The organism is Microcoleus sp. S13C4 (assembly GCF_036700865.1).
In the GTDB taxonomy this organism is placed as follows: Bacteria; Cyanobacteriota; Cyanobacteriia; order Cyanobacteriales; family Microcoleaceae; genus Microcoleus.
Map to the genome: position 1 here is coordinate 46230 of NZ_JAUBPS010000003.1, position 16699 is coordinate 62928.

Below are 16699 nucleotides of genomic sequence, written 5' to 3' on the forward strand. Positions count from 1 at the left end.
TATAGGAGGAAGTTCGGCAACGGATTCGCTCGACGGATGTAACGAATGTAACGGATGTAAAGGATATAAGGAAGAAGGAAGAAGGAAGTTTGTAGGGTGTGCAATGAGCATCGGTTGACGAGTGTCAGCAACCTTTGTCAATGGTGACTCTGCCCGCACGGGTAATATCAATTCCGGTTACACCGGAATGATGGGAAGTGGGGGAATGTGGAATTATTGACCTTGACTTTATCATTCCCATGCAACCGGAAACGATATAAAGAGATATCGGCAGCACAAACACGAGCAAATGTCAATACGCTGGCTGCTGCTGTTTCAGTTAAAATTTGATTTTTTTTGAACTTGTTTAAGATTAGCAATTAACCGGGATTTCCCATCTGGACAATGTGTTTGAGAGCGTTTAATCACTCTCTTCCAAAAATGTTTGTACTCGACCGTTTGGTCGCAAAACAACCCGAATTTTCGGGGTTTTTCCATTAGAAACGGCAGAAACAAACGGCTCGCCGGCTAATGGCATATTAATTTGCTCGATATAATCTGCTGCAGCTTTTCCCATCGGCACAATACTTTGAACTGACCCATTTTCATCGATCAGCAGGCTGTATTCCAAAGTTTGTTCCATTCCTTCAGGAGGCTTCCAGCGTTCCTCAAAGTAAGTTCTAGCTTCGGAAACTTGAGGAATTGTATCAAATAAAGTGCGGTTTTTTTGGCTCGTCGCGGCCTGGTTGTTGTCCTTGGACTCGGTGGTTGATTGAGCGTCCTCAAGGGGTGGGAGTTCGGTACTGGCGGGGGGGACAATCGGCTCGATGGGGCTGGGGAAAGGCTGCGGCGGGCGAACGGGAAATCGGGAAGCAGACAGGGAGGGCGGCAGGGGGGGCGGTACGGCGGGAGCTAGTCTCGGCGGTAGGGGGGGTAGCAGGTAGGGTACTGGTGCGGGTGCTGGGCGCGCGGCAATGGGTGGTTCTTCGGGGGCGGGAATTGTGATTGTTTGCCCTTGAGGGAATGCTGGGGCGCTCTGTGGGGCACTGGCTGCGCTGCCGTTGGGGGGAAATAGCAGGGGTGGCTGCTGGATAGGGCTGGGTCTGTTGGTGGCTGGAGTTGGGGCGAGGGCGAGGGGGGGCAAGCTGGGGCTGGGGGAGGTAGCGGTGTTGATGGGCGGGGGCGGCAGCGGTGGTAAACCGGGTGTGGCTGCGGGTGTTGGTGCTGGGGGTGTCGGTACGGCGGGAACTGGACTGGGGGAGACGCGGGCAGCTAACTGGGGGTTTCCTGGATCGGGGGCTGTGGCGATTTGCGGGGAGGTGGCGGATCGATCGAGCATTTTGATAGTTCCTGTCGTCACGCCCGCCATCGCCACCAGCAATGCTGCCACCTTGAGCCAGGGTGAGGACAGCGGTTGTCGGGACTCGCGGTTAAGGTTGGGAAGCGCCATCACTTCGGCGGCGCAGTCATCTAGTGCTGTGGCCAAGTCAAACAGTTGCAGGGTGCTCAACGGAACTACTGGCCCGGATTCTGCGGCGCTCAAAGAGCCTAAAAACAAGTTGTGGGCAAGCAAGCCGCGGGGTTCTAAGCGGGGGGGAACCGGAAGGTAGGAAGTGTTTGGGGCAGAGGTTGGGAGAGAGTAGGGGTTGGAAGTTGCTAGTTCGGAAGTGTTGACGGATCGATCGAATATAACGGCATTACGCGCGGCTTCTGGCGAGTCTGAGCCCCCAGCGGTACGAGCGGTTTGAGAGTTAAGGTTGCTTTCCCAATCCCGGGATTCGCCCAGCAAGTTTTGGACGTAGGTGCTGACAGCTTCGTGGAGGGTTTCGAGTTGAATTCGATCGCCCCTGAGAGTAACGTGTTGGGTATCTGGCAGCCTGGGGTCGTCGAGTCGCAGCTCGAAACTTAAAGATTTAAACACCGGTTGGCCCGCCCAGCGAGATAGAGGCGAACTTTTGGCTGTAATTTCCAGCGTGCAAGTGGGGGGCGTGTACCGTTTGAGAACCATAGCAGAAAGTCTGTTGACTGTTGACTGTTGACTGTTGACCGTTGACTGTTGACCGTTGACTGTTGACTGTTGACTGATGACTAATGACTACTGACTAATGACTACTGACTAATGACTGTTGTTTAATTTTTAGCGCGGTCTAGAAGAGCCAGCCAGAGGCGGCGGTGACCGCCGGGACTGCTGTAAAACAGCAAATCGATCAGGAGTTTGAGGGCCAAATCAGTCAACTCTCGGGCCGATAAATTTTCTGCATCTTCCATGCGCGAGCCATAAGTGTTGCTGAACCTGTCAATATAATCTCCCAGCAAAGCGATTGTGTGAGGTTCGCGGTTTTGCTCTGCCATTTGTTCCAGCAAAGCAACAGCGCGGCGGATTAAAGCTTGGTGCTGTTTTGCCAAATGACAGCTTATCAAAACGAGCGATCGAGCTTCCTCCACATCGAGTTTTTTGCGCCCTCCATGGCCTTTCCGCAGTGGGTTAGATTGGCGCAGCCGCCACAAAGCTACCCGATCGGCTACCATTGGCTCTAAATTCAGTTCGGCTGCTACCTTGAGCATCGCCTCTGAGCCAATTTCTGCCAGTGCTTCTAGGGCTAACAGCACTAAATCCAGTTGGGCTTTAATGTTGTCCAACTGGGTAGGTTCTGGTGCTTTTTGGGTCAATTCTTCCCAGTTGGGAGATGGGCCCGTTTCGTTTGTGGGAGCGGAGGACTTTACGGTCGAGCGCATGGCTTCAGCACGGGAAATTAAGACAGGTTGAGGCAGGATATCAAACAGTATGCAGTGATGAAAGCTTTTCCGCCTGCGGGCAACAGCACATCTGTTAAGTTGTCTCCATAGCTCGTTGCTTTGATTCCGGCAATCCTAACTGCTGGACGGAGTTGCTGGTTAAAAGTTGCGGCTTCAAGTTTGATCGATCGCAATCCGCAAAACCCATAGATTTTCACCCCTAACCATCCTACGCCACACAGTGACCGAAATCAAATCAGTGCTTTGAAACTATTGGGACTTATATCAATGCAAACATCCTAGCGCTCTCGAATGCTACTTATAGTCTGTCGCTACTTATAGTCTGTCAGATTATAGTTGTCATTGCTTCATCTGGCGCCATCTATGGATATTACGGAGCAATTTGGTAAAAAAGTTAGACATTTCAGAAAGCTCAGAAATCTTTCCCAAGATCAGCTTGCAGAACTATCGGAATTACATCGCACCTATATTGGTTCAGTTGAACGAGGTGAAAGGAATATAACGCTACTTAATGCCAGCAAAATAGCCAAGGCATTATCCGTTAGTCTAGCTGAACTGGTAACTGCTGATGACTGAAAGAAGACTAGAGCAAATTTTAGCAAAATACCAAAAGTCATTTACAGAGAAAATTTATGCAGAAGAGAATGAAGAACACGATATCTTAATGGATGTGTTTGGTATTTCTCCCCTAATAAAAAAAGAAAATAGGCAATATTGGGGACGTGAGTTAGGTATGTGTTGGCAATTGTTAGTTACTGAAACGTGTAAAACATATTGCAGTAGCTTTCAGCCACCATTTAAAGTTGGAAGTGATGAGCCGTGCGATCTGATTGTTGATGGGTACGCAATAGATACAAAATATCGTATTGGCTCAGGAGACTCTGGAACACTGAAAAAGTTCAAATCTTATGGTCCACTACTTCGTACTTATAATTACGAACCCGTATTTTTAATTCTTAGACAAGATAATTTGCCCGCAGCTATTACAGCGTGCCAAGTAGGAACCTGGAAAGTTTACACTGGGGACAATTCGTTTGAGTTCATAAAAACAATAAGCGGGTTTGATTTAAAGTCATTTCTTATTGAAAAAGTGGGAGAATTCCCTGTATACCGCTGAAACTATCAAGGCGCTTGTTGATAATCTCTATGTAGTCCGGTACTATTTCAATCCCAACATACCTAATGCCAAATTCTTGTGCCGCCAGCAATGTAGTTCCAGATCCTGCGAAAGGATCGATTAGAATAGAATTTTCCAAACGCGGTACAAATATTTCGACCAGCTTTCTCATTAGAGCGATTGGTTTAACTGTGCAATGGACGTTAAACTCCTCGGTTTTCTCACGCTGTATACCTTCTAAAATATTTGACTGAAAACCACCGAACTGATCTTTAGTATAAAATAGACCAGTACCGTACTCCTGTAGAGTTTCCAAGTAATTATTGACCAGTGGTTTTTGAAGTACGCAGATTGCTTCCCATTCATTCCTCAGACAACTGTGCCAACCATCCCATTTTTCAGAATTTTCATATCCTTTCTTCTCTAACTGTTGTTTGATATTGACACCTTTAGGGATACCACTCGATCTTTTATAAACAAGAATATCTCTCGCATAGAAACCAGCACTTTCAAGTGCTACTTGTACATGAGCAACAGTTCGTGTGCTGTTGAAAACTAAAACTGTCGCACCCGGTTTGCAGATCCGAAAAAGCTGCTCACCCCACTCAAAGCACCATTTTTCATAATCCAGAGTGTTGTTACGATTCCTTTGATACCATTTTTCGTTTCTGACTCCACCTGCTAAACCACTGCCATAGGGAATGTTTTTAACAAGGGTTTTATTTCCCTTGCCATTGACTCTTTCAATACGCCTTTGAATTTCTGAGTCATCCCATTTATGCCCAATAAATTCATAATTATAAGGTGGGTCAGTGATACACGCAGAAATATAATTCTCTGGCAAGGTCTTCATCACTTCACGACAGTCGCCAACCAAAACTTCATTTGAGGGAGTTTTTTTCATTAGTCAGGCAGTTACTAAAGTGGTAAATCAACTCTTAATTATGCCACATTTGCAGTATAGTATCCCTTCCGGTTGCATCAGTATGATATGTTCGTTGCGACTTGTTTTGCAGCAGACAACTATATAATTACGAGTCAACCGGAAATGCGTAAATCCTGACTATTTCAAATAAACCACTGTCACACCTGCGCCTCCTTCTTTTTGACTGGCGAGTTCAAAGCGGGAAACCTGCGGGTGAGTCGCGAGGAACTCGTGAACCCCGCGCCGCAACTGTCCCGTACCTTTGCCGTGAATTATCCACAGCACTCCGTATTCCACGGCTTTGGAAAGAGCTCTGTCTATTTCGATTTCCGCGTCAGAGACTCTCGCACCCCGTAGGTCGATCGAATTATTAGCAGTGCGAATGGCGATTTCGGGATTGGGTTTTGCAGGTTCCGACGCTGCTTGCTTAGCTTTAGCCGTAGCGAGTGCTTGTGCTTGGGCTGCTACCTTGGCTAATTGAGCTTTAGTTTCCGGTTTTTGACCGTCGAGGGATTCAATTTCTCCTAGTTTGACAGTCATTTTCATAATCCCAAACCGAACGCTCAACTCTTCGTTAGCGTCGGGACCGCTGAGGACTTCGGCGGTTTGGCCCAAGCTGGGAATGCGGATGCGATCGCCCACTTTCGGCATAAAACTCGGTTTGGGTTTAGCCGGTTGTTGGCGAGAGGGCAGGTGTTTTTCAGAAATTTGATTTAAGGTTTCTGTCGCTTGTTGGGCATTTTGAGCCGTCTGGTTGCCCGACTGCAAGCGACGAATGATTTGAGCAATTTCTGATTTTGCCGACCCTATCGCCTCATTTACTGCCACTTCCTGAGCTATTTTTAGTTCTCGCTCCCGCTCTTGCAAAGCGGCTGCTTTTTGAGAAACTTCTCTGTGCAGTTTTTCGGTTTGGTGTAGCAGTTGAGTTGCTTCTCTGGCCTTGGTTTCCTGTTTCCGGCGCTGTGCTTCGAGTCCAGCAATCACTTGATTGACATCTTGAGAGGCTCCCCCGACATAGGTTTGAGCTTCTTCGACTATGGATGCTAGCAAACCGAGTCTTTTGGCAATGGTGAGGGCGTTGGAACGTCCGGGAATTCCCCACAGCAAGCGATAGGTTGGCTGCATGGAATTGTCGTCAAATTCTACTGAGGCATTTTCAAAGCGGGAGTCTTGATATTTGAGGGCTTTGAGTTCGCCAAAGTGGGTAGTTGCAACTGTTAATAGGGAATGTTGGGCGAGGTATTGCAACAGGGCGATCGCCAATGCACTGCCTTCTGATGGGTCTGTCCCCGCTCCTACTTCGTCTAACAAAACTAAAGATTTGGGAATTGGGAATTGGGAATTGGGATTTGGGATTTGGGGTTGGGGAATTTGTAATTTAGGTTTGAGGATTGGGAGAGCAGAAACAGTGTTCTGTGTATCTGTGACTTCTTCGTCTTGCTGTTGGGAATTAGTAATTGGAAGGTTTGATTTTTCTTCCCCTTCAGCCTGTGATTTATTTTGTAAAACTTCTAAAATGCGGCTGATGCGGCGGATATGGCCGGAGAAAGTAGACAAACTTTGCTGCAAAGATTGTTCGTCACCAATATCGGCCAAAATATTGTCGAACCAAGGCAATTCAACGGGTTCGCGGGCGGCAACAAACATTCCTGCTTTCGCCATTAAAGCTGCCAATCCCAAGGTTTTGAGGGTGACAGTTTTGCCGCCAGTGTTGGGGCCAGTGATGGCGACGACGCGGATGTGCGGCCCGATCGTTAAATCCACCGGCACGACTGGAAAGCCTTGCTCGTGCTGTTGCTGCCAAACTAATAAAGGATGGCGCAACTGGCGCAGGGTAATTTGCGATCGCAGGTTGCGAATTAATAATTGACTGTTTTCTGAGTTTTCCTCATCTTCTTTTTCCTCATCTTCTTTTTCGGGATTTTTTGGTGCTAATTCTGGCTCTCCCAATTCGATAAATTTCGGCGGATTTGCTTGCAACCAATAACTATAACGCGCTTTAGCGGCGGCTAAATCTAAAGTTGTAACTACCACCACCAATCTGTCTAAATCGGGTTTTACTGCTGCGACTTGCTCGGTGAGGGCGCGGCGGACTGCTTCTTCTTCCGCTTGTTCTTGCCTGAGCAACTGCCGCATTTGGTTGTTAAGATTGACTGTGCTGTGGGGTTCTACGTACAGTGTCGCGCCGCTGGCAGAGGAGTCGTGAACGATGCCCGGTATGGCATCTTTTTGGGGAGCTTTGACGGGAATGACAAAGCGTCCGCTTCTTTGGGTAATTAGCTGTTCTTGTACGGCGTTGGATTGGCGCTGCAAAATCCCCTGCAATATTTGATAAATGCGATCGCGCAACTGTCGCATTTGAACTCTAATTCCTGCTAATTTAGGAGTGGCTCTGTCTGCTACTTGAGCGCGATCGTCTATACAGCGATGGATTTCTTGCTCTAGTTCGGGATAAGTCCGCAATTGGGCTGCCAGTTCTTTGAGCGTCGGCACATCTGCCTGAGAGTCAATTATCCGGCGCAATTGCCTTGCTCCGGCGAGGGTAGTAGCAATTGCCAGCAATTCTTCGCCGCTGAGCAAACCTTGCAGTTCGGCTCGTTGCAGGGAAGTGCCGATGTCTTGGATTCCTTCAAAACTCAAAGCACCGCCAGCGCGGCTCTCTAACTGATAAGCTTCCTGAGTTTGGCCTAGGAGTTCTGCTGTTTGAGCTTGAGTTGCCGGGATTTCGAGGTCTAGGGCGGCGGCGACGCCGAGTTTGGTGGCCGCGAAGGTAGCCAAGTGCTGACACAGGCGCGGCCATTCTAATAGTTCTAGTGTTTCGGCTTGAATCAAAGTTGAGGTGGTGGTGGTAATTGGCATTCTCAGGCGCTGACCGAGAAGGTGAATTTAACGATACTATTAATTGATTTTAAAGTTTTTTATTGTTTCCTGGCGCAAGTTGAGAAAGTATCTGCGATCGCCCTCAGCAGTCTTTCGGCCGAAAGCTCTGATGTAACATTAATTACGAAGGAGAAAATTTGCATTTTTGCATTGCCCGTCTAAAATTATACCTTCTAGTGATACCAGTCCCAAAAAAATATGCAACTGTAGGCAAGCTCCCAACTATTATTATACAGTAAGTCATTCCCCATTTTTTAGTCAAAAACATAAAATATAAAATGGTATGGGCTATTTTGGGTTTTGAGGGATCGGGCATCGGCTGTTTTTAGATGGAATTGAACTATTTTGGAATTTTAAATCTGTCAGCGCAATTCGGGCGGTTGTATCCTAAAAAGTAATTTGTGGAGATGATAGAAGTATGGCAAAGATTTTGGCGATAATCGCGGATACTGTGACTTTTCAAGTTGTGCAAGAGTTACTCAGCCAAGACGGACATCAGGTGAGAGTCGTTTCCGACGACCAAGAGGCTTTAGACTGGGCGAGGGAATTGTCCCCCGATGCGATAATTTGCGACGGGACTTCGCCTCAAATTAACTTTTTGGAGGTGTGCCGGCTGGTGAAAGCCGATTCCCTACGGGATAGCTTCGCTTCACGAGAATTGGCGGCAGCCTATTTTATTCTGCTGACAACACCGGAGCAATTTGATGAAGTTCAAGAATTGGATGCGCCCTTTGACGATTTTCTGTTTAAACCGATAGTTAAGCAGGAATTATTGGCGCGGGTGCGCGCTTCTAAGCGATCGCGCGAGTTGAGGGCGCAGTTGGCTCTCACCCAGCAAGAATTGCAACTGTCGCGCGATCGAATGCTGCAAACTGAAAAAATGTCTAGTTTGGGCGAATTGGTGTCTGGGATAGCCCACGAAATTAACAACCCAATTACTTTTATTTACAGCAATCTAACTCACGTCCAAAGCTACGCGACCGATTTAATTGAACTGCTGCGATTGTATCAAAAAGAGCTAGTCAATCCCGGATCGGAAATTATGCAAAAACAACAAGATATGGATGTGGAATTCGTACTCGACGATTTATTAAAAATTGTGAGTTCCATGCGTACCGGGAGCGATCGCATCCGCCAAATAATCTTGTCGCTACAGGATTTTTCCCGCAGCGATCGCTCGGGCTGGCAGTTATTCGATGTTTCCGACGGTTTAGAAAATACTCTGTTGTTGTTACAGCACCGCTTGCCGGCTCGCGAGGGAAGGCGAGACATCAAGGTGATGAAAGAATTCGGCAATTTGCCACAAATTGAGTGTTATGCAGGTTTGCTCAATCAAGCTTTTCTGAATATCATCAATCACGCGATCGATGTTTTGGAAGAGTCTGCTCAAGAGTTGGCCGAGTTGGAATCAATCAAATTTAAGCCTGTGATTTTGATTAGCACTCAGGTGGTCGATGCTGAGCGAATTTCTATAGAGATTGCTGATAACGACATGGTTATGAGCAAAGATATCACAGCGCAACTTTCTGAACCATTTTTGGTTGCCCAAGCTGCGGAACCACCCATCTACTCGGGACTTGCTCTCAGCTATCGGATAATTGTAGAGCAGCACAAAGGAGAGTTTAAGTGTTTTTCCGAACCGGGTAAAGGCACTAAAATTCAGATAGAAATTCCGATGCGTCACAGCTAATTAATACTATTTACCGTTGGTGGGGGCGGGTTTTTGAGATTGTTTATTTTAGCCTGAAATTATGGTGAATCCGCCCCTACAATGACTTCATTTTTTTAAAATGTAAAATTTAATAGAGGGAATGACATAAGTTATCGAAAAGAGAGGATAGTTGATATTCAAGAAATTTGAATAATCGGCGAAAACAATTTTTAATTCGGTGGTGAGATAGGCGTTCGTGAATAGAGGTCGGAACCCAATTCCGGTTGTGATTGATATAATTAATCTGCGTTAATCTGTGTTAATGTGCCCTCATCTACGGTTAAAAAAGATCATTTCTCAACCGCAGATGACAATGGATTGACGCTGATTCACGCAGAGGTCGAGAATAGAAATATGAATAATTCCATGGAGAGGGGCAACCACAGGGGACTGCCCCTACAAAACACGGTTATGTAGATGTTGGGTGTCTAGGAGTGGAATAACTAAAGGGAGACTTGGGCGCCTTGAGTATCGAGCCCGATCGCCCTTACATCAGCCTTTACCCCAAATTCCATCCAAGCAGCCACCATTTCCCTCACAACCGCATCAGCGTTAGCCACATCCGTTAAAGCCAAAAGCGTTGGCCCGGCACCGCTAATTACCATTCCACAAGCCCCTGCATTCAGTGCAGCTTGTTGCACCGCTTCATATCCCTGAATCAGAGATTGCCGGTAAGGCTGGTGAATTTTGTCTTGGAGGGCGCAGCGCAGCCAGTTTTCATTCCCAGTTTCCAAAGCCCGCACTAGCAAACCGAGGTGTGCAGCATTAAAAATCGCGTCAGCCTTACTGTAATCTGCTGGCAAAACTTTGCGGGCTTCGGCTGTAGACAGTTCAAAATCGGGGATGGCTACCACGGGCACAATATTTGGATGCCAGGGAATATCGCAAATTTCCCAGGAACCCCCCCCCTGCCCCCCCGTAGTAAGGGGGGGTTGGGGGGGTGGATTGCTAGCAGCGAGGCGACACCCTCCGAGTAAAGCGGGGACAACGTTGTCGGGATGTCCTTCAAGTTCGATCGCCAATTGCATCACTTCCACTTGACTCAAAGGCGCACCGGCTAATTCATTTGCACCGACTAACCCACCGACAATAGCTGTGGCGGAACTCCCCAAACCTCTAGCCAGCGGCACTTGCATATCTATATGTATGGCTACAGGTGGCGGCGATTGGTTCAGGCGATCGTATAACTTGACAAAGGCTATATAAGCGAGATTGCTGTCGTCTGTCTTGACTTTGGCAACTTCTTGGCCCGTAACAGTAATTTTTACTTTTTCTGTTGCTGAGGGTTCGAGTCGGGAGAATTGAAAGCGGTTGTAGAGGCTTAAAGCGGCGCCGATGCAGTCAAAGCCGGGGCCTAGGTTGGCGGTTGTGGCGGGTACGGTAACGGTGACGGTGGAAGTTTCGGGCATTTTTTGAATGGTGGATTTGGAATGTTTAACCGCAGATGAATGCGGATGAACGCCGATCGCAGGATATTATACTATGTTTTGAAAAGCCATTTATTCTTGCAGCATTTCAAGGTGCTTGATGGCATCTTGATAATCGTTGGTATTGCCATCTTTGTGATAGAGTTCGGCTGCTTTATGATAATCGGCGATCGCCCCGTCTTTGTCTTCTAAGAACTCGCGGACTCGGGCGCGGTTGTAGTAGGCGTCGCCGTAGTTGGGGTTGATTTCAATTGCGCGATCGAAATCTGCTTTAGCTGCTGGATAGTCTTTGAGATTGCGGCCGTGGATGATGCCGCGTTTGTTGTAGGCTTGGGCGTAGTTAGGATTGAGGCGAATGGCTTCGGTGTAATCGGCGATCGCCCCTTGAATATCTCCTACTTCTGATTTGGCTAAAGCGCTGTTAAATAAGTCTTCAGCAGAATTTTGAACGATGAGTATTGGTGAGGGTTGCGTACAAATGGCAGGAGATATGCCGCTCAAAACGGTAACAAATCCTAAAATTCCGATCGCCCGGTAAAAGTGTTTCATAAATCTAAGCAAAAATTCGAGCGACAGAGCAACTAAAACCAGGTAACAAAGGCGAGGTCAATTCATCAGCGGTCAACAGCGTAGCAATGAGCTTTAAACTTGCTTGTTCCCTGCGATAAACTTCTATTTGCTGTAACCGCCAATTCACAATCCAGTATTCCTGTACTCCTCGTACCGAATAGAGTCTGAGTTTCAAATCTCTATCCCGTCTTTCATTGTCTGCACCAAGGGACAATACTTCAACAACTAACTCAGGTGCGCCGGTTAAATGGCCGGCTTCGTCTAGCAAGATAGCCAAGCGTTCATTGCTAGCCCAAACTACATCAGGAATAACGTTATCAGCATCCGTGAAAATGATACCTGGATTGATTCCTGCTCGTCCTAAATTAGTCTCTCGCGACCAAGTATTAAGTTCTTGGTAGAGGTTGCCTATAGCTTGTTGATGACCCCAATGCGGTGATCTAGTCACAAATAACTCTCCATCAATAATTTCGTAACGATCGCCGTTATCGGGCAATAGTTCTAAATCGGCGGTAGTCCAGCGTACTTTATCAGATATTGTCTGGTTCATACAAGCACTCTTGATAGGTGATACAAACATTCTAAACGATCCAGCTTCTACACGCTCCACGGCTTGAAACAATCGGCATACACTGACTTTCGCTTTTTGTAGGCGAGACTCAGAATATTGAAACCCGCCTGGGTGCGGGTTTCGTTTTTGTAGACGCGATTTGCGATCGACGAATTGTCCGATCGCCAAATTTAAAATTATTTAAAATTTCAAATCGCGCGATTACTTCAAAATAGTTTTAGAAGCAATCCGAGTTTTCTTGCGATCGGCTTCACTCAATTGTTCGCCAGACTGCAAACGAGTAGCAGAGGTTTGGAGCACAGTTGCGGCACTTTTATCGCCCATTTGCAGAGCAGTTTTAGCAGCAGTTTGTAGCATCGTGGCTGCACCGGCGCGATCGCCCTGTTGTAATCTAGTTTCGGCCAGTTGAGTTTGGCGGTACTTAGCCAAAGCTAAAATGTGCTGCTGTACCATCGGGTTGAGTGCCGGCTGATAAACTTTCAGGACATTAGCAGAAACTGCAACGGGATCGGAAAGTAAACTTGAACCCACCGTCGGATCGTCGTAGCGAATTTGCAATTGCCCGATCGCCTGTGTACCTTCGGGCAACTGTCCAATATAAATATTAGCCAAAACTACTCGCTCTATATCCTTCATTAAATCTCCCAGGCGCACCATAAAACGATCGCCTTCTTGTTGTACCGGTAATTCGATCGTGTCTGGGGCAACTTGGGCGATCGGTTTGAGTTCGGCTAACCGTACTTTTGGCATTAGGGAAAATAGCAAATAAGCATTAGTCAAACCTACACCTTGGATGCGAGTAAATAGTTTGCCAAACTCGTCAACCGCATCTTCGGGACGCTGAATGTGTGCCAGAGCACCGCCGCCAGCGTCAGCAATCTTTTCCAAAATATCCTGGTTCCAGTTATCGCCAAATCCCAGAGAATTTAAAGTCATGTTGTAGTCGGCAGCCAATTTAGCCAACTTCAAGCAGCGGCTGTCGTCGCCGTGTTCGTTTTCGCCGTCAGTCAGCAGAAATGCCTGAGATATAGCTTCTTTTTTACCTTTGCCCAACTCTTCAATACCTAACTTAATGCCCTCATCAATTGCTGTGCCACCGGCCGAGCGCAATTGCTCAATTTGCCGTTTAATACTGCTGGGATCTCCCACAATTTGATTGGGGACGAGGACTTTGGCTTTGTGGTCGAAAGCCACCGCGCAAAAGCGATCCCCGGGCTTCAACCTGTCGAGCAACCGTCCGGCGGCTTGTTTGACGGTTTCCAAGGGGCGTCCACCCATCGAACCGCTGTGATCGAGAATCAGGCACAGGTTTAAGGGTACGCTGGAGTCGATCGAGCTTGCCGTCGCAGACACCGAAATTGCTAGCTGGCGCTGCGTTGAGGGCGCAGCAGCGTCAAGGTTAGGGTCGTTTAAAACCGGGAGCAAACTAACTTTCATGCGGGATACCTAAAGATTGCGTTACTATTTCTTTAAGAATAGCTCCATCAGTTCAGGCAACATTTCGGTTATATGAACACACCAATTAAAGCTGTGCAATCGCCATACTACGGGGAAGGGAACTCTCGGACGCCACCTCCCGATTTGCCATCCCTGTTGCTGAAGGAGCGGATCGTTTATCTGGGTATGCCTCTAGTGCCTGCGGTAACAGAACTGATTATCGCTGAACTGTTGTTCTTGCAGTACGAAGACCCCGAGAAGCCGATCAAAATCTACATCAACTCAACCGGCACTTCTGGTTACAGTGGCGAACCCGTCGGCTTTGAAACAGAAGCCTTCGCTATCTGCGATACGATCAGATACATTAAGCCGCCCGTGCACACTATTTGCCTCGGTTCGGCAATGGGGATGTCTGCGATGCTTTTAGCGGCTGGTACAAAAGGCTTCCGGGCGAGTTTGCCCCACGCTTCTATTGTGTTGCACCAACCCAAGGCGTACACGCGGGGTCAAGCAAGCGACATTCAAATTCGGGCTAAGGAAGTGCTGGCAAATAAAGCGACGATGCTTGAGATTTTTGCAAGCTGTACTGGTCAACCGATCGAAAAGATTACTAAAGATATGGATCGGTTGCTGTACATGACGCCCTATGAAGCTAAAGAATACGGTTTGATCGATCGCGTTCTTGAAACTTCGGAAGAATTGCAGAAACCGCTGCCTGCCGGAGTCATCTAACTGGGAATTGGAAATGGGGAATGGGGAATGGGGAATAGGGAAGAGGTAATGGGAAATGGAGAATGGGCATGAGTAATAATTAAGGGTTAATGGCTAGTAGTTTCTACCCTGATTAGTTATTCAATAGTCTTTTTATGACTAACAATTCCCAAATACCGATTCCCAATTACCGATTCCCAATTACCAATTGCCGATACCCAATTCCCGATGCCCAATTCCCGATCACCAATTACCAACTAAACGGAGTTCCGAATTATGCCTATAGGTGTGCCAAAAGTTCCCTACAAGATGCCGGGTGGTTATGATACTCAGTGGATTAATATCTACGATCGCCTCTACCGGGAACGGATTATTTTCTTGGGCAGGGACGTTGACGATGAAATTGCCAATCAAATCATCGCTGTGATGCTCTATCTCGATTCGGAAGATTCAGGTAAGGATATTATTTTGTACATCAATTCCCCAGGCGGGATGGTGTCGGCAGGCATGGCTATTTTTGATACCATGCAGCACATTAAATCGGACGTGGTGACGATTTGTGTGGGCTTGGCTGCTTCGATGGGTTCTTTCCTGTTAGCTGCCGGTGCGAAGGGGAAACGGTTAGCTTTGCCTCACTCGCGAATCATGATTCACCAGCCTTCTGGGGGGACGCGGGGACAAGCAACGGATATTCAGATTGAGGCGAAAGAGATTCTGCGGCTGCGCCACGAACTCAATAATATCTATGCTAAGAATACTGGCAAGCCGATCGAGAAAATCGAGAAGGACATGGATCGCGACTATTTCATGTCCGCTGAGGAAGCCAGGGAATACGGCTTGATTGACAGAGTGATCGAAGATCGTCCGTAAGTTATTTTTGCGCTTCAGTAGTGTGGGCCACCCTTCCACTACAACCTAGTTCGCAGTAAATTTTGGCAGAATCTTTACATTTAAGGATTCTGCCATATTTAATGGTATTATCAACGCTCATTCATGCTAAATGGATATTGCAGACTATTACCGACAGTTAGGACTGAGGTCTGGCGCGAGTTTATCGCAAGTTAAGACCTCTTATCGGCAGTTAGCCAGACAGTATCACCCCGATGTGAATCCGGGAAACGAACAGGCTAAGAATAAGTTTATTGCTATTACTGAGGCTTATAAGTTCCTGGTGAAGGTTGCCCCCCACCATGTTGCGGAGTCGAAAGTTGCCAATTCAACTGTGCCGCCTACTTCGACACCGCCGGATCTGGGGGTGAAAGCTCAACCGCAAGCAGTTAAGGTGACTCGAAAAGATGCCGCGGTTCAATCTCATGCGGATCTGTCGGCGGTGGAACAAAAGTTAAAGCAAGATGCTTATTTTGAGTTGCAGCAGTTGCTGAAATATCAGAGGTTCCCGCGGGCGATCGCCTTGATTGAGGGTTTGGCACAGCGGGTTCCCGAAGATTTGGAGGTGCGTCAGTGGCAGGCGATCGCCTATCAGCGCTGGGGACGGCATTTGATCGGAGAAAGGCAGGTTGATAAGGCGAGAATTTATTTGAAAAAGGCGGTGAAAACTGACCCTCACAATCGTGCTTTGTGGGCGGAAGTTGAGCGGGATTTTCGCAAGTTGGAACAGATTTACTGAAGTGATGTTGCGTCCCCCTTTTTCAGGGGGTCTCCGTCGTGAATTTTTAATTTTTCTACAATAACTTGGGTATTTTCAGGTCGGTTTTCCGGTAGCGGTTCCATCAATTCGTCGATCGAGTCTAGGAGTAACGGGTCAATATCTACAGCCTGGTTCCTCCAATTAATTTTACCAGTTTTTTCATTGACGGGAAAGTCGATCGGCTGTATCCCGGTTAATAAATGTACAAAAGTACGCCCTAGGGCAAAAAAGTCCGATCGCACGCCTGCTTTACCTGCAATTTGTTCCGGTGCGGCGTATCCAGCAGAACCTAGGGGTGCGGTATCTATCTCTGCTTCTGTGGCGGCGCCGAAGTCAATTAATCTCACTTTCCCATCCGCTGCAACCATCAGGTTGGATGGCTTAATATCCCGATGCACTACATGGTATTTGTGGATTTCCTGCAAAATATTGGTCATTTGTTGTAGCCAATCAAGAGCGAGCTTTTGAGAAACGTACTGTTTTTTAGTTAAGAATTCTGCCAAGTTTTCTCCGATAATTTTTTCCATCACCAAACAAGACAATTTCTGGAAGTTATGGGGGAGTTTAATGGGGAAATAACCGTCAGGTTCGACTTGGGGAACTGAGCCCTTTCCGGCCAGCCAAATCAAAACTCGCGCTTCTTGCTTGAACAAGCGAAGTAAATCGGGATTGTGGGTGTGTTTCAAGACTTTTAAAATTTTGACCGTTCCCCATTCGTTTTCCCCGGTTCCCAAATCTTCGACTTCAAAGATGTCTGTGGGGCGTGCGGGATTGGGCGATCGCACTGGTTTAAGGATACGATAGCGATCGCCAATTAACAAATCCGTACCGCAAGCCTGACAATTTTGAGCAGCAGCAGGATTTTCGCGTTGTTCGCATTGAGGATTGATGCAGTAAATCATCTGTCTTGATACGTCCAGGACTGACGGATTTAACGAATTGAATCAATTATTAGCATAAAACCCA

16 protein-coding genes are annotated in these 16699 nt (G+C 47.4%); 6 read left to right on the forward strand and 10 right to left on the reverse strand.

The genetic code is table 11. The annotated features are described in order from the left end of the window. Nucleotides 1-400: 400 nt before the first annotated feature. From QT996_RS02510 to QT996_RS02520, 3 genes are all read right to left on the reverse strand, one after another. Nucleotides 401-1987 carry a DUF4335 domain-containing protein gene (locus QT996_RS02510; RefSeq protein ID WP_333044295.1) on the reverse strand — a complete coding sequence of 529 codons (1587 nt, stop codon included), beginning with the start codon at nucleotides 1985-1987 and terminating at the stop codon, nucleotides 401-403. A 122-nt stretch (nucleotides 1988-2109) separates the two neighbouring features. Further along, on the reverse strand, nucleotides 2110-2715 hold the full coding sequence (locus QT996_RS02515) for a DUF3038 domain-containing protein (protein WP_333044296.1): 606 nt from the start codon (nucleotides 2713-2715) through the stop codon (nucleotides 2110-2112). A 17-nt stretch (nucleotides 2716-2732) separates the two neighbouring features. Then, nucleotides 2733-2933 carry a hypothetical protein gene (locus QT996_RS02520; RefSeq protein ID WP_333044297.1) on the reverse strand — a complete coding sequence of 67 codons (201 nt, stop codon included), beginning with the start codon at nucleotides 2931-2933 and terminating at the stop codon, nucleotides 2733-2735. A gap of 166 nt (nucleotides 2934-3099) precedes the next feature. Here QT996_RS02520 and QT996_RS02525 point away from each other — a divergent pair, with 166 nt between their 5' ends. Continuing rightward, entirely contained in the window at nucleotides 3100-3312 is a 213-nt protein-coding gene (locus QT996_RS02525; protein WP_333044298.1) for a helix-turn-helix transcriptional regulator, read from the forward strand. Next, nucleotides 3305-3853, forward strand: a complete 549-nt coding sequence (locus QT996_RS02530) for a hypothetical protein (RefSeq protein WP_333044299.1) — start codon at nucleotides 3305-3307, stop codon at nucleotides 3851-3853. The genes QT996_RS02525 and QT996_RS02530 overlap by 8 nt, the downstream gene beginning before the upstream one ends. Here the strand turns inward: QT996_RS02530 and QT996_RS02535 are convergent. Beyond that, entirely contained in the window at nucleotides 3816-4757 is a 942-nt protein-coding gene (locus QT996_RS02535) for a site-specific DNA-methyltransferase (protein WP_333044300.1), read from the reverse strand. The two genes, QT996_RS02530 and QT996_RS02535, sit on opposite strands and share 38 nt — an antisense overlap. A 159-nt stretch (nucleotides 4758-4916) precedes the next feature. Next, complete coding sequence (locus tag QT996_RS02540) at nucleotides 4917-7610, reverse strand: endonuclease MutS2 (RefSeq protein ID WP_333044441.1); 2694 nt, start codon at nucleotides 7608-7610, stop codon at nucleotides 4917-4919. A gap of 466 nt (nucleotides 7611-8076) precedes the next feature. Here QT996_RS02540 and QT996_RS02545 point away from each other — a divergent pair, with 466 nt between their 5' ends. After that, on the forward strand, nucleotides 8077-9348 hold the full coding sequence (locus QT996_RS02545) for a response regulator (protein WP_333044301.1): 1272 nt from the start codon (nucleotides 8077-8079) through the stop codon (nucleotides 9346-9348). A gap of 464 nt (nucleotides 9349-9812) precedes the next feature. Here QT996_RS02545 and thrB read toward each other — a convergent pair whose 3' ends face one another. The 4 genes from thrB to QT996_RS02565 form a co-directional block, all read right to left on the reverse strand. Beyond that, nucleotides 9813-10778: a homoserine kinase gene (thrB, locus tag QT996_RS02550; protein WP_333044302.1), complete on the reverse strand. Its 966-nt coding sequence runs from the start codon at nucleotides 10776-10778 to the stop codon at nucleotides 9813-9815. Nucleotides 10779-10868: 90 nt separating this feature from the next. Next, nucleotides 10869-11345, reverse strand: a complete 477-nt coding sequence (locus QT996_RS02555) for a tetratricopeptide repeat protein (RefSeq protein WP_333044303.1) — start codon at nucleotides 11343-11345, stop codon at nucleotides 10869-10871. A 4-nt stretch (nucleotides 11346-11349) separates the two neighbouring features. Then, complete coding sequence (locus tag QT996_RS02560; protein WP_333044304.1) at nucleotides 11350-11916, reverse strand: Uma2 family endonuclease; 567 nt, start codon at nucleotides 11914-11916, stop codon at nucleotides 11350-11352. A 222-nt stretch (nucleotides 11917-12138) separates the two neighbouring features. Next, nucleotides 12139-13374, reverse strand: coding sequence for a VWA domain-containing protein (locus QT996_RS02565; protein WP_333044305.1), 1236 nt, complete (start codon nucleotides 13372-13374; stop codon nucleotides 12139-12141). A 72-nt stretch (nucleotides 13375-13446) separates the two neighbouring features. Here QT996_RS02565 and QT996_RS02570 point away from each other — a divergent pair, with 72 nt between their 5' ends. The 3 genes from QT996_RS02570 (at nucleotide 13447) to QT996_RS02580 (ending at nucleotide 15712) form a co-directional block, all read left to right on the forward strand. After that, nucleotides 13447-14106 carry an ATP-dependent Clp protease proteolytic subunit gene (locus QT996_RS02570; protein ID WP_333044306.1) on the forward strand — a complete coding sequence of 220 codons (660 nt, stop codon included), beginning with the start codon at nucleotides 13447-13449 and terminating at the stop codon, nucleotides 14104-14106. A 255-nt stretch (nucleotides 14107-14361) separates the two neighbouring features. Then, the gene (locus QT996_RS02575; RefSeq protein ID WP_333044307.1) at nucleotides 14362-14955 is read left to right on the forward strand and encodes an ATP-dependent Clp protease proteolytic subunit; all 594 of its coding nucleotides are present in this window, start codon (nucleotides 14362-14364) and stop codon (nucleotides 14953-14955) included. A 130-nt stretch (nucleotides 14956-15085) separates the two neighbouring features. Next, entirely contained in the window at nucleotides 15086-15712 is a 627-nt protein-coding gene (locus tag QT996_RS02580) for a DnaJ domain-containing protein (protein ID WP_333044308.1), read from the forward strand. Here the strand turns inward: QT996_RS02580 and QT996_RS02585 are convergent. Continuing rightward, nucleotides 15706-16635, reverse strand: a complete 930-nt coding sequence (locus QT996_RS02585; protein ID WP_333044309.1) for a serine/threonine-protein kinase — start codon at nucleotides 16633-16635, stop codon at nucleotides 15706-15708. The two genes, QT996_RS02580 and QT996_RS02585, sit on opposite strands and share 7 nt — an antisense overlap. Nucleotides 16636-16699 lie beyond the last annotated feature (64 nt).

Bases quoted from the DNA above. Each gene is read 5' to 3' on its own strand.
- QT996_RS02510 (WP_333044295.1), bottom strand. From the start codon at position 1,987: ATGGTTCTCAAACGGTACACGCCCCCCACTTGCACGCTGGAAATTACA.
- QT996_RS02515 (WP_333044296.1), bottom strand. From the start codon at position 2,715: ATGCGCTCGACCGTAAAGTCCTCCGCTCCCACAAACGAAACGGGCCCA.
- QT996_RS02525 (WP_333044298.1), top strand. From the start codon at position 3,100: ATGGATATTACGGAGCAATTTGGTAAAAAAGTTAGACATTTCAGAAAG.
- QT996_RS02530 (WP_333044299.1), top strand. From the start codon at position 3,305: ATGACTGAAAGAAGACTAGAGCAAATTTTAGCAAAATACCAAAAGTCA.
- QT996_RS02535 (WP_333044300.1), bottom strand. From the start codon at position 4,757: ATGAAAAAAACTCCCTCAAATGAAGTTTTGGTTGGCGACTGTCGTGAA.
- QT996_RS02545 (WP_333044301.1), top strand. From the start codon at position 8,077: ATGGCAAAGATTTTGGCGATAATCGCGGATACTGTGACTTTTCAAGTT.
- thrB (WP_333044302.1), bottom strand. From the start codon at position 10,778: ATGCCCGAAACTTCCACCGTCACCGTTACCGTACCCGCCACAACCGCC.
- QT996_RS02555 (WP_333044303.1), bottom strand. From the start codon at position 11,345: ATGAAACACTTTTACCGGGCGATCGGAATTTTAGGATTTGTTACCGTT.
- QT996_RS02560 (WP_333044304.1), bottom strand. From the start codon at position 11,916: ATGAACCAGACAATATCTGATAAAGTACGCTGGACTACCGCCGATTTA.
- QT996_RS02565 (WP_333044305.1), bottom strand. From the start codon at position 13,374: ATGAAAGTTAGTTTGCTCCCGGTTTTAAACGACCCTAACCTTGACGCT.
- QT996_RS02570 (WP_333044306.1), top strand. From the start codon at position 13,447: ATGAACACACCAATTAAAGCTGTGCAATCGCCATACTACGGGGAAGGG.
- QT996_RS02575 (WP_333044307.1), top strand. From the start codon at position 14,362: ATGCCTATAGGTGTGCCAAAAGTTCCCTACAAGATGCCGGGTGGTTAT.
- QT996_RS02580 (WP_333044308.1), top strand. From the start codon at position 15,086: ATGGATATTGCAGACTATTACCGACAGTTAGGACTGAGGTCTGGCGCG.
- QT996_RS02585 (WP_333044309.1), bottom strand. From the start codon at position 16,635: ATGATTTACTGCATCAATCCTCAATGCGAACAACGCGAAAATCCTGCT.